The 12,990-nt window shown below is 32.6% G+C and carries 13 protein-coding genes; 1 reads left to right on the top strand and 12 read right to left on the bottom strand.

Annotated elements, in window-relative coordinates:
- A partial coding sequence (locus tag WA340_RS07535; RefSeq protein ID WP_336128255.1) for a choice-of-anchor L domain-containing protein occupies positions 1–2,754 on the bottom strand: 2,754 nt, incomplete at its 3' end.
- A 199-nt stretch (positions 2,755–2,953) separates the two neighbouring features.
- Between WA340_RS07535 and WA340_RS07530 the strand changes: the two genes are divergently transcribed.
- On the top strand, positions 2,954–3,763 hold the full coding sequence (locus WA340_RS07530; protein WP_336128253.1) for a mechanosensitive ion channel family protein: 810 nt from the start codon (positions 2,954–2,956) through the stop codon (positions 3,761–3,763).
- Here WA340_RS07530 and tsaB read toward each other — a convergent pair whose 3' ends face one another.
- The 11 genes from tsaB to WA340_RS07475 all read right to left on the bottom strand — a co-directional run bounded on the left by tsaB (position 3,764) and on the right by WA340_RS07475 (position 12,984).
- Positions 3,764–4,435, bottom strand: coding sequence for a tRNA (adenosine(37)-N6)-threonylcarbamoyltransferase complex dimerization subunit type 1 TsaB (gene tsaB, locus WA340_RS07525; protein WP_336128251.1), 672 nt, complete (start codon positions 4,433–4,435; stop codon positions 3,764–3,766).
- Between the two features lie 4 nt (positions 4,436–4,439).
- A complete protein-coding gene (locus WA340_RS07520) occupies positions 4,440–5,777 on the bottom strand; it encodes a TolC family protein (protein ID WP_336128249.1) in 1,338 nt (445 codons plus the stop codon).
- Complete coding sequence (locus tag WA340_RS07515) at positions 5,761–6,882, bottom strand: efflux RND transporter periplasmic adaptor subunit (protein ID WP_027879427.1); 1,122 nt, start codon at positions 6,880–6,882, stop codon at positions 5,761–5,763. The genes WA340_RS07520 and WA340_RS07515 overlap by 17 nt, the downstream gene beginning before the upstream one ends.
- A gap of 30 nt (positions 6,883–6,912) precedes the next feature.
- Complete coding sequence (locus WA340_RS07510; RefSeq protein WP_336128247.1) at positions 6,913–8,154, bottom strand: ABC transporter permease; 1,242 nt, start codon at positions 8,152–8,154, stop codon at positions 6,913–6,915.
- Position 8,155: 1 nt separating this feature from the next.
- Positions 8,156–9,385 (bottom strand): ABC transporter permease, encoded by a 1,230-nt coding sequence (locus WA340_RS07505; protein ID WP_336128245.1) that lies wholly within the window; start codon positions 9,383–9,385, stop codon positions 8,156–8,158.
- The gene (locus WA340_RS07500) at positions 9,378–10,079 is read right to left on the bottom strand and encodes an ABC transporter ATP-binding protein (RefSeq protein WP_336128243.1); all 702 of its coding nucleotides are present in this window, start codon (positions 10,077–10,079) and stop codon (positions 9,378–9,380) included. The genes WA340_RS07505 and WA340_RS07500 overlap by 8 nt, the downstream gene beginning before the upstream one ends.
- Before the next feature lie 110 nt (positions 10,080–10,189).
- The gene (locus WA340_RS07495) at positions 10,190–10,417 is read right to left on the bottom strand and encodes a hypothetical protein (protein ID WP_027879431.1); all 228 of its coding nucleotides are present in this window, start codon (positions 10,415–10,417) and stop codon (positions 10,190–10,192) included.
- Between the two features lie 36 nt (positions 10,418–10,453).
- Positions 10,454–10,999 carry a DUF420 domain-containing protein gene (locus WA340_RS07490; protein ID WP_336128240.1) on the bottom strand — a complete coding sequence of 182 codons (546 nt, stop codon included), beginning with the start codon at positions 10,997–10,999 and terminating at the stop codon, positions 10,454–10,456.
- Positions 11,000–11,054: 55 nt separating this feature from the next.
- A complete protein-coding gene (locus WA340_RS07485; RefSeq protein WP_336128239.1) occupies positions 11,055–11,801 on the bottom strand; it encodes an SCO family protein in 747 nt (248 codons plus the stop codon).
- Positions 11,794–12,513: a hypothetical protein gene (locus WA340_RS07480; protein WP_336128237.1), complete on the bottom strand. Its 720-nt coding sequence runs from the start codon at positions 12,511–12,513 to the stop codon at positions 11,794–11,796. The genes WA340_RS07485 and WA340_RS07480 overlap by 8 nt, the downstream gene beginning before the upstream one ends.
- A gap of 90 nt (positions 12,514–12,603) precedes the next feature.
- Positions 12,604–12,984, bottom strand: a complete 381-nt coding sequence (locus WA340_RS07475; protein WP_027879435.1) for a cytochrome C oxidase subunit IV family protein — start codon at positions 12,982–12,984, stop codon at positions 12,604–12,606.
- Positions 12,985–12,990 lie beyond the last annotated feature (6 nt).

The following is a 12,990-nucleotide window of genomic DNA, read 5'->3' as shown; positions in this document are numbered from 1 at the left end:
TACTGTTACATCTACTGTTGTGGATGCTGGACATACTCCACTTGTAGTATGTTCTACTGTATAGGTTGCTCCTGATGTACCGTTGGTAATCGTTCCTGTGCCTGAGTCTATTAGCGCTCCGTCGCCTGGTAATGGGTTAAAAGCATAGGTTCCTCCTGATGATACTGAACTATCTACTACCGCTCCATCACACGTTGGTTGCATCGTGAAACTTGGATCATCTGTTGTTAATACTGTAAAGTTTACCGTAGTTGTCGTTGGACATGTACCTGTTGTTGTATAGGTTACGGTATGTGTGGATCCGGATGCAGCACCTGTTACTGTTCCTGTTGCTGAATCTATCGTTGCTCCCGTTGTGGTTAATGCAAAGGTTCCGCCTGGTGTTACGACATTACTCATTACTGCGCCATCACACGTTGGTGTCGCTGTAAAACTTGAATCGTCATTGGCATTTACTATTAAATTGAATAATGGCATTGCGGTTGCACTATAACACGTTGCATCTCCCGATGCCTCTATTCTTACATAGATTGGCTCGTTTGGTCCGCCTACATAAGGACTCGTTAATGCGTTTGTGTCTGAATCTGCCTCTGCAAAACTATTATGATACGTCACTACATAATCTGAGGCTGCCTGTGTCCCTAATATAAATGGCGTCTGACTCTCTAAATCAAATGGCTCTACACCATCATTACTCGGATCATCACAAACTACCATATCTGACGCTGGATTGATTGATAAGGAATAAATATCTAAAATAAAACTATCAGTACCTACACAAGTTTCAGAAGCACTATCTTCTATTCTTACAAATATAGTTTCTGGGTAAGGACCTGAAGTTATATAATTATCAGGTGATGTTATTGGGTTTGTATCATTTTGAGCATCTGTTAGAGAATTATGATAACTAACATTAACCAGAGAAGCATCTTGAGTACCAATAGCTTCAGCATCATTAACCGTTAAATCAAAGGTTTCATCTGAAGAAAACACATCACATTGTATTAAGTCTATTGTATTTTCAACAGTAGGGCTAGGTAAAAATTCAATATAAATAGAATCTGAAGTTTGACAAGAAGCTGAATACACAATATCTACACTATAATTTCCTTCTTGATAAACATCTATAGTTGGTCCCGTTTCTCCTGCTATAGGATTTCCTTCAAAATACCAAGTATGTGTAGCTGTTGTAAGTCCTGTATCTAATGTAATAGGATTTCCTCCACAAATTGCAGTTCCTGCATTAATTGTTACATCATCACCTAAATCTCCTCCTAAGTCAAAAGAACCTGCTCCTAAAAATACAGCTGCGTTATATAGAGTATCTCCATCATCTGCTATAACCAACTTTATTCTGTAGTTGTTGTTAGGTGTAACATTTGAAAAAGCTGTCATTGATCTAGTGTAACCTCTAAAATCTATTGGATCGTTCACTAGAGGCTGACCTCCTGGACCATAGAAAGAGTCAAAATAACCTGGATTAACAGAAGGACATCCCGCGTTATAAGCATTATCACGCACAGTAAACACAGAAGCCACATCTGTTGTGCCTGGTACTAATGCAAGATTAGTAGTTACTCCAGTAGTCAAATCTGTTAGTAAAAAAGCGAATGCATCAGTAAAACTACATTGGAAACCACCATATTCTTCTGACGCAAATAAAAAGTCAAAGCTTATAGAGTTGGCGATAGGAACAAAGTCAAATTCTATAAAGCTTGCATCATTTGTATCACCTGCATTTAAAGCTGGAATTGCGTTTTCTAAATCGGCATCTCCTGGCCATCCACCACTACTTTGGGTTCCTGTTTCTGGACCTTCTGCCTCCATTGCATCACCTGAATTTAAAATAATTCCTGCTTCAAAAGGAAAAGCTCCTGGTAAGGCTGTAAAATATCCAATCCCGTTTTCTTGACCAAAATTAGTCCCTGTACTCCAATTAATATTTGAAACTGCTGCACATGGACTATCAATCAAAACATCTGTAACCAACTCATCCACAGTATAAGTTGTTTGATCTACATCTATATATGGACTAAGTACTTCTACTGTAACGGATGTTGAAGCCGAGCATCCTGTTGGATTTGTATCTGTTACTGTAAGCGTAGCTGTAAAAGTCCCAAGGTTATTATATGTATGACTAACTGATTGTCCTGAAGCTACACCTGCATCTCCAAAATTCCAGTTATAAGTAGCTCCAGTACCATCATCTTCAAACGTTGCACTTCCATCAAACAACACTGTACCTCCTAAGGGTATTTGAATAACACCAGTTCCATCTGCAACAGGATCTGTTGAATCTATACTAGGCGTTATAGTTTGACAAGATTGTAAGCATGAGATGTTTGCTGCCCATCCTAAAGTGTTAGCTCCACTATCTGAAGTAAACTGAATAGTAATACAACCTGTACTACTAGTTGGTGATGCAGAAACAGTACCTGGGTTATTTGCCGCTCCACCACCAGAATAACTACCTATTACTGGCGCTGTAACATCATCTCCATCATAAATAGTCATGACGTCTAAACTAACCTGAGTACTAAATAAAGTAAAGTCTAATTGAATAAATTGTTCTGGTCCATCTGGACAGATAGTTACGACAAAATCTTCATCATCTGCATAGTTTGATGAAGGTCCTCCAGAGTCATAAAAAACACCCGAACATTGGTTAAATGTTCCGTTTTGCATATTAATATCTTGTGCCCATCCTAAGATTACCAAGAAAAAAGAGAATAACGATAGTAAAAATTTCTTCATGCTACTGTAAAGAATTTGTTAAAAATGTGCTTGAATTTACGACATAGCATAAATTTTGCCTAATAAAATTGACAATTTAACTATTTCATCGATAAAAAATCGCTTTTTAACTATTTGAATAGTTTTATCAAATATAAAACAAGTTAGAACAATAAATTCCTAACTTTGAATTTAAAGTTAAACAATTAAAATTTTATTTATGAAAGAAGAATGGATTGATACAGGTATTATGTACGCTACTGATTATGGATTAAGAATAATCGCAGCAATTATTATCTGGGTTGTAGGGTCATGGATTATTAAAAAACTACTAAGCTCGACAAAAAAATTTATGAATAAAAGAGACTATGACGAAAGCTTAAAAAAGTTTCTTATAAATTTTTTAGGTTGGGTTTTAAAAATCTTGCTAATCCTAGCTATTCTATCTAAATTAGGTGTAGAAACCACATCCTTTGCTGCAATTTTAGCTGCTGCTGGATTAGCTGTAGGTATGGCTTTACAAGGATCTTTAGGTAACTTTGCTGGAGGTGTTTTATTAATGATTTTTAAACCAATTAAAATTGGTGATTTAATTGAAGCACAAGGTGAAATAGGTGTTGTAAAAGAAATCGAAATATTTACCACCAAACTTATAGGTCTATCTAACAAAGAAATTATAATACCAAACGGCGCATTATCTAATGGAAACATTGTTAATTACACTACAGAAGGAACAAGACGTGTAGATTTAGTTTTTGGAGTTGGTTATGATTCTGACATTAAAAAAACTAAAGAGGTTTTAATGAAAGTTATTACTGATAATCCGAAGGTTTTACAAGAGCCAGCTCCTACAGTTAACGTTTTAGAACTAGCTGATAGCTCTGTAAATTTTGCTGTTAGACCTTGGTGTAAGACTGAAGATTATTGGGCTGTATATTTTGAAACTATGGAAAAAACAAAAGAAGCATTAGATGCTGCTGGTATAGAAATACCATATCCACATCAAGTAGAAATACACAAAGAAAATTAATTACTTTTTTGATTTTAAAGCAATAAAATCTTTTAAATAAAAAGGCTCAAAATAAGCAACATCTTGGATGTTGCTTTTTTTATAGGCTTCAAAAGACAATGCACTCATTTCATTTGCAGAAGGTAGTTTTTCTTCTATAAAAACTGCATTTTCACTTTTAATTAAATCCATTGTCTTTTTTACACCATTTCCTATAAAGTAAACTTTATTCGCTTTTAAATATTCTGAAAAAGAATTGTCATCTAAAACTTGAGCTTCAATAGCTCTTACTTCTTGATAATCTGAATTGAAAATTGCTGAATACACTTCTAATCGTCTTGCATCTAACATTGGTACAATTAAACCGCTTTCAGCTTCAACTTGATGTGCTAAAGCTTCTAAAGTAGATACAGCAATTAAAGGAACTTCTAAAGCAAAACACAATCCTTTTGCTGCCGATACACCAATACGCAAACCTGTATAAGAACCTGGTCCTTTACTAACCGCAATAGCATCTAATTGTTGTTTTTCGATTTGAGCTTCTTTTAAAACTTCATCTATATAAACATGAAGTTTTTCTGCATGACTATAACCGTTGTCATAGTCTTCTTTTAAAGCTATAGTTTTACCGTCTTTTGCAACAGAAACAGAACAGTTTGTTGTTGCAGTTTCTATATTTAAAATGTATGCCAAAGTATTACTGAGTTATTGGTTTACCAAGGTAGAAATCTAACACTTTTGTTTTAAAAATAAAATCGTATTTAGCATTAATTAAAGATGATTCTGCATTGACCAATCTTAATCTTGATTGTTCTAAATCAAAAGCATTCATTGCGCCTATGTCATATCTTTCTTGTGAGTTTTGAAATGCTATTTTTTGAGATTGCAAACTAGACTTTGCAGCTTCATAAGCTCTTAAAGCAGCTTTAGCATCTGTAAACGCACGCTGTACATTTGCTTCTACATCTAACTTAGCTTGTTTAAGATTAAGCTGAGCATTTTCTTCTTGAATTTTTGCTTTAGCGACATTAGTTTTATTTTGAAACTGCGAAAATATTGGAACGCTTACATTTAGTGAGAATCTATGTCCTTTTTGGTTATTTAACTGATTGAAAAATGAATCTTCTGTATCTATAAGATTTGTAAAAAAGACATTAGATCCAAATGCGTAGTTAAATGAAACTGTTGGTAAATATCCACTCTTAGATATTTCTGTATTTAAAGCAGAGTTTTCAATGTTTTTTTGAGCTACTTTAATTTCGTATCTATTATCAAGAGCATAAGAAACAATAGGACTAGCGTTATTATACATTAACTCTGATGAAGGGTTATCTAACTCTATAACTTCTACTTCAAAACCTTCATAAGGTAATTGTAATAATTGAGATAAAGAAAGTAATGCTAGCTCGTAATTATTTTCTGCAACAGTAACACTTTGCAAGTCGCTACTTAATGTTGCTTCTGCATCATAAACATTGGCTTGTGGTTGCACACCTGCATCTACTAAATCTCTTACTTGATCTAATTGTTTTTTACTAAAACTGTATTGCGCTTTAGCTATTTCTAGATTTTCTATATTAAATAATACATTAAGATAAGCATTAACCACATTTAAAGAAATATCATCTTTAATTCTGTTAAGTTCTAACTTTGATGTTTCTAAATTTAATTGAGATTGTTTGTAAAGATTAGTTAATCTAAATCCATTAAAAACAGTTTGATTTAAACTAATCGATGCGTTAGTTGAGTTATCTGTACGGTCTACAAATTGACCAGGAAACAACTCTCTGTTACCTAATGACAATGTATGTCCAACAAAACCACTTACGCTTGGTAAAAACTGTCCTTTTGCAGCATCTATATTTTGCTCGTTATTTAATATTGAATTTTCTCCTTGTAAAATGGTTATGTTATTTTCAAGAGCGTAATCTACACACTCTTGTAAACTCCATTTTTTTTGTTGTGCTGAAGCAGATAATCCTACTAACAGCAATCCTGCTAAGGTTAGTTGTTTTATCTTAGTTGTTACCTCCATCATTATTATCTTTTGATGCTTTATTCCACACTTTTATTTTATCTCCTTCGCTTACACCTTCAGTAATTTCGATATTGATACCGTCTGATATACCAGTTTCTACATCTACTTTTTCAAAAGTTCCGTCTTCTTTTTGTTTTTCAACAAATGGCTTTTCTGTAATTCTATCAAACTGAAGTAATGATTCTTTAATTGAAAGAATACTGTCTTTGCTTTCCATTTCTATTTCTGCATTAGCACTATAACCTGCTCTAATTCTTGTAGATTGTTCTACATCTACATCTGCTTTAATAGTAAATTGTACTGCACCATTTTCTTCTATTCCTTTAGGTGCTACAAAGGTTAAAGTTGCAGGGAAGTCTTTTTCGTTTAAAGCTCCTAAAACTACTTTTATCTTTTTGCCTTCTTCTATTTTACCAACTTCAGCTTCATCAACTTTTCCTTCAAAAATCATTTTACTCATATCTGCAATAGTAGCAATAGTTGTTCCTGCATTAAAGTTGTTACTTTGAATGACTTGGTCTCCTTCACGAATCGGGATTTCTAGAATTGTTCCTGCAATTTGTGCAGTAATGTTTGTGTTTGCGCTACTTCCGCCAGATAACGATCCGCGTTTTATGATTTGATAATCGTTTAAAGCTTGGTTGTAAGTTTCTTTAGCTTGGTTGTAAGACAGCTCGCTATTTTCAAAATCTTGTTTAGAAACTACTCCTTTTTCAAAAAGAGTTTTGTTTCTGTTGTACAGTGTTTCGGCATTATTCATAGATAATTTAGCTGATGCAATACGACTGCTTGCACTTGCTAAATTTTGCTCGTTAGGAACGACTCTAATTTTTGCAATTAGATCTCCTTTTTCTACGATATCTCCTTCTTCTACTAACACTTTATCTACGATTCCTGAGATTTGAGGTTTTAACTCAATTTCTTCCTCTGGATTTAATTTTCCTGTTGCGACAACTTTAGTGTTAATTGAGGTATAAAATGGCTCTTCCACTTTAAACTCTTCAATAGCTTTAGAATTAGCGTTATTAAAATACTTTAAAACTACAGCTAGCAGTAATACTATTACTATGACGCTAATTAGGATTTTTGCTGTTTTACTCATTGTATTGATTATTAATTTTGATTGTTTAGTTTATTCTTCTCTTAATGCTTCTATTGGTTTTATACTTGTGGCTTTAAATGCTGGTATTAATCCTATTAATGTTCCTAAAACAACAAGTATAATTAATGCTATAAAAACGACTGCTATAGAGACTGAAGCGTTTACTATAACAGCTTCATCACCTTGTCCAAAAGCTGCATCTAATGCTATTAATATCCAACCTCCAGAAATTATCCCCAAAATTCCTGCAAATATGGTTAAGAAAACGGCTTCTACTAAAATTTGTCGTTTTATCTCAAAAGGTGTTGCCCCTAATGCGCGTCTTACACCTATTTCTTTAGTACGTTCTTTAACCGTAATTAGTAAAATATTTCCAATTGCAAAAACACCTGCAATTAATGTTGCAATACCTACAAACCAAGTTAAAAACTGCATACCAACTAAAAAGCCTGTTACTTTTTTAAACTCTTTACCTAAGTTAAAACTACCAAAAGCACGATTATCTTCTGGGTGAATTCTATTAAGGTTACGCAGTAATAATTTTGCGTCTTGTTCTATTTGAGCGATATCATATTCTGATTTACCGGTAATCATCATCCAACCAATTCTATCTCCTAAATTATAGATTTGCTGAAATGTTGTAAATGGTATGTGCATATCACTGGTTGGTCCCATGTTTACATTTCCGTTTTGGAACATACCAATCACTTTAAAATTCATGTCGTTTATTTGAACGTATTCGCCAATCATTTCAGCATCTTTTTCAAATAATTGCTTGTAGACTTCTTCTGAAATTACAACAACTTTTCTGTTGTTGTCAATATCGTTTTGATTGATAAATCTTCCATGAATTAGTTTTTTCTTCTGTACTTTATCTAATAAAGGATAATCTCCATTTAAACTAAATGTCCCTGATAAAAAATTTCTAACAACTTGTGCTTGATTTTGATTACGAGGTACAACAAACTCAATACCTTCTACATTTTCTTCTACTTTTTTAGCGTCAGATAATTGTAATTGTACTTGTCTTCCTTCTTGAAAACCTTTAAAAGGTTTGCTTGTACTTTGTCCCCAAACAAATACACTGTTTGTAGCAAAGTCACCAAATAATCTGTTAAACGAATTTTCTAATCCGCGTGCAGCACCAAGTAACCCGATAAGGAGTAAAATTCCCCACCAAACACCAACCATGGTTAATATGGTACGAAGTTTATTTTTGCTTAAACTTTCGTACACTTCTTGCCACGTATCTCTTTCGAATAAAAACTTCATATTAATCGTTTCTAAGTGCTACTATTGGTTTTATTTTTGATGCCTTTTTTGCTGGTAAATATCCTGCTATAGATCCTGCAATAATTAATGTAATGGTTGCACTTACAACCAAACTACTACTTACACCAGGATCTTTAATAAAGTAAGGTTCTAAAATTGGTCCAACAAATTCTAAAACACCAACACCAATTAACAATCCTACATAACCAGCAATTGCTGTGATTAGGATAGATTCTATTAAAATTATTGAAACTATTGATCGTGGTGATGCCCCAAGTGCTTTACGTATACCTATTTCTTTAGTACGTTCTTTAACTATAAATATCATGATATTACTAATACCAACAACACCTGCTATTAGTGTACCAAAACCAATAACTATAATTATAACAGTTAGTCCAAAAGTCATCATACCAACTTGCTTTGTCCCTTCTGCCATATTACGTACTCTAATGGCACGCTGATCTTTTGGAGACACTGTAAAACGTTCTTTTAATTTGTTTTCTAATTGTCTTCCAAAATTTATGGCTTGATCGTAATCTAATTCTGGATTGTAGCCTAGGTTAATCTGGTCTATATAATCGTTATTACCATAAATTTGTTGCGCGGTAGATACAGGCATATATATCATTCGTTCTTCATTATCACCGCCATCGTCTGTAAAAATCCCTACAACTTTATAAGGTATACCACTTAGGTTTATATATTTACCTAAAGCAGTTGTTTTTAAAAATAAATCTTCTTCTACCAAACGACCAATAACAACAACTTTAGACTTATTATCTATATCTAATTGGTTTATGTAACGTCCATCTCTTATCATTGTTTTTTCTAAAAACTGATGATCAGGATTTACTGCTCTTAAATTGTAACTGTTTTTTTCGTTACGAAAAGAGGCGTTGACATTTTTATAAATTCTAGAAGTGATGTATTGAACTTTATTACCATACTCGTCTTCAATAAAGTTTTGATCTTCATTTTTTAGTTGAATACGTCTACCTGACTGCAAACCTTTATAGGCTTTAGTAGTCATACCAGCATTGATAAAAATGGAGTTGGTAGCATCGTCAACAAATGCTTGTGCAAACGTATTTTTAAGCCCATTGGCAATACCAAAAAGTATAACAAACAACAAAATAGCAAATGCTACCGTAAAACCAGACAGTAAACTTCTAGTTCGGTTTTTGTTGATACTTTGAAATATCTCGCGCCAAAGATCTATATCAAACATATTGAGAAGCTCTTACTTGTTCTACAACTGTATCTTCCATAATCACACCATCTTTAAGACGTACTATACGCTTGCACATATTGGCTATATCTTCTTCGTGGGTAACCATTAATATTGTTTTTCCTTCATCATTTAAAGACTGGATAAAATCCATAATCTCATAAGATGTTTTGGTATCTAAAGCTCCTGTTGGCTCATCTGCTAGTAACAGTTTTGGGTTGGCTGCTAAAGCGCGAGCAATTGCAACACGTTGTTTTTGTCCTCCAGAAAGCTCGTTAGGTAAGTGATGTGCCCATTCTTTTAAACCTACTTTTTCAAGATGAAATAAGGCTTTTTCTAAACGCTCTTTTCTTTTTTGACCTTGATAGTATAGCGGTAGCGCCACATTTTCTAAAGCGTTTTTGTAACTAATTAGGTTAAACGACTGAAATATAAATCCTAAAAATTTATTACGATATATGGCTGCTTTTTTCTCTGTAAGATTTTTAATTGGTACACCATCTAAAATATATTCTCCTTCATCAGCTTCGTCTAACATACCTATAATATTAAGTAGTGTTGATTTTCCTGAACCAGAAGAACCCATAATGGCTACCATTTCGCCTTCTTCGACTTGTAAATCAATTCCTTTTAAAACATGTAGACTAGAATCCCCAATTGGGTAAGACTTGTGTAGTTTTTTTATGGTGAGCATAATTGATGGTTTTTGATTGATTTAAGTTACTCATTATCAATTAGACTACAAAGGACAAGATTTGTTACAATTTTTTTTAATATATTTTGTTAAAAGTTGATTTAGAGATTTTAAGCCTCTACTTTTTTCTTCCTAAAATATTTCCAATACACGAAAAAGCCTAAACCAAATACTAAGATATAAGGTATAGACATTAAATAAATAATACCGTCGTTAATTCCTTTTGCTGCAGATTGCCCTTCTTCATTTTCTAAAACAGCACGACACATTGCGCATTGCGCATTGCTTTTTAGAAAGAAAAAGCATGATATAATTATAAAAAGAAATTTTGTTTTCATTATTAATTAGTTCTCGACTGCGCTCAAACAGACAAATTAAACATAATAGGGTGAAATCATTATATAAACTATAACTCCTGTAACTGCAACATACAACCACAACGGAAAAGTGATTTTTGCTATTTTTTTATGTCTTTCAAAATTGTTTGTAATGGCTCTAACATATGTAATTAACACAAATGGTATTACTGCAACAGACAATACAATATGAGTAATTAAAATGAAGAAATAAATGTATTTTATAGCTCCTTCTCCTCCAAATTTGGCCGAGTCGCTAGTCATATGGTAAGCTACGTACATGACTAAAAACAATACAGAAAGTGTAATTGCAAACTTCATTAAATTTTCGTGTTGTTTGCGTTGTCCTTTTTTAATAGAAATTACAGCATATACTAATACTATTGCTGTTACTGCATTAATAGCTGCATAAATTGGAGGCAAAAAGGTTAATGGTTCTACATCTATACCAAAATCTTTAAGTTTTATACCGAATAATGCTGCTACAGCTAATGGGATAATTACCGAAAGTGCAACAATCCACTTGTTGTACTTTTTTTCTTCTTGTAGGTTTTCTATGCTCATGTTTTCTTCTCGATACAATTTTTCGTACCTCAAAATCACTGGAAGTGATGTTTATTTATTCTTTTAATAATTTGGCTATATCTTCTTTTAGCATTGAGATTTCTTGCGGATTGCCATCTTCGTCCACTTTTTCTTGCTCGCTAATTACACCTTTGTAAAAGATTTTTGGGTTACCAAAGTCATCTTTTCTAGATCGTAAAAATCCGTTTTTATCTACTAAAGCAAAATCTCCTGAATGTTCAAAATTCTCTACATCTACAAAGATATTAAATCCAATATTTGACAAGTTATAAATATCTTGTTTATCTCCTGTCATTAAATGCCAATTAGGATTTGTTATTCCGTAGTTTTCGGCATATTCTTTTAATTTTTCTGGCGTATCTGTCTCTGGCATAATACTAAACGACGCTACACCAAAGTTATCTTCGTTTTTAAAAGTATTTTGAACTTCGACTAAATTTCTATTCATTCTTGGGCAAATAGTTGGGCATGTTGTAAAGAAAAACTCTACCACATAAACTTTACCTAAGTAATCTTTGTTAGTAATCGTGTTTCCGTTTTGATCAGTAAAGCTGAATTCTGGTACCTTTTTACGTTTACCATTAATAACCAAATACTCTAAAGCTTGATCTTTTTTATCTACTTCTGAAGGATTTTTTAATATACTTCCTGATCTACTTTCATAGGTACGATTTACATCTTTGTTAGTTATTCTGTCTACAATTTTTGGAATAAAAATAATTCCAAACAGTAAAATAATAAACGATATCCCTACGTATGAATAGTTTGCTTTTTTACTCATTTTGCTCTCCTTTTAAATCTTCTGCTCTTCTAACTGTTGAGTTAAATTCGCCTTTACGTTTTTGTCTGTACTCTGTAAAAAGTACTCGCAAATCTTCTGCTGCTAATTTATTTTTTAACTCAGAAACCATTGTTGCATTGTATGAGGTTAAAATGTATGGCTTCTCTTCTCTTTTAATTTCTCGTTTTGACCTATCATCAAATCGTCCTCTTTGGTTTAGGTCTTTATCTACTATAAAAACATTACTAATAGCCTGATTATAGTCTAAAACTTGACTTGATCTTAAACTATTAAACAGTTTTTTTATATCAGAATTGTTTAATGAAACAAAATGCCAATATTCCAAAGGTTCAAATTTAGATAGCTCTTTAGATAATCGTTCTGTTTTATCTTCTGTACCTTCTGCTACAATCATCACAATTTGAAACTTTTTAAACCCTTGAAACTTATCATAAATAAGCTCTTTTAAATTTGAAGTTTCTACAATTTTTGATTCTGGATCTTCACCTAAAAAACCCAAAACTGTTATGTGATCTTTTAGAACTATGTCTGTTTTTGCTGAAGAAAGATTAGAAAAATCTAAAACATCTTCATGCACTACATCTAATGGATTATAATTATTTGTAGATGGATACAGAAACAAAAGAAAAATAACTGGTAGAAAGAATAGAATGCTTAGTATAGCTCCTTTTTTTATATTTTTCTTCGTCATTTTTATGAATTGTATTAAGTTATGCAAAAATAAAAAAAGGTGGCTTTATAAAGCCACCTTTTTTACTATAATTTATGTTAAGTTTCTATATTAGAAATCTCTTTTAATAAAACCATTATCATAAACATCATAAACGTATCCACCTTCTTGTAATAAGATAAATACTAGGTAGCAGATTAAGAATACACCTGTCCAAACAACTGCACGTCTTAACCCTGGTGTTTCGTCACGCATGTGCATAAAGTCCCAAGTAATGTAATATGCTTTTACTATTGTTAGTATGATAAAGATCCAGTTTAAGCCTTTCATCCCTAATATATGAGATTCTAAAGCTTCTGGTTTGTAAATACCTAATACAACTTCTACAGCTGTAACAATAGATAGTAAGATTAATACGCCCCAAATTTTTTGAGTGTTAGACTTAAACTTGATAAGTCCTCTAAATATTTCTAATTTATGTGTATCTGCCATGATAAA

The organism is Mesoflavibacter sp. CH_XMU1422-2 (assembly GCF_037029245.1).
GTDB lineage: Bacteria > Bacteroidota > Bacteroidia > Flavobacteriales > Flavobacteriaceae > Mesoflavibacter > Mesoflavibacter zeaxanthinifaciens.
Note: the sequence above shows the minus strand (reverse complement) of the source record. Positions and strands in the feature narration are given on the sequence as shown.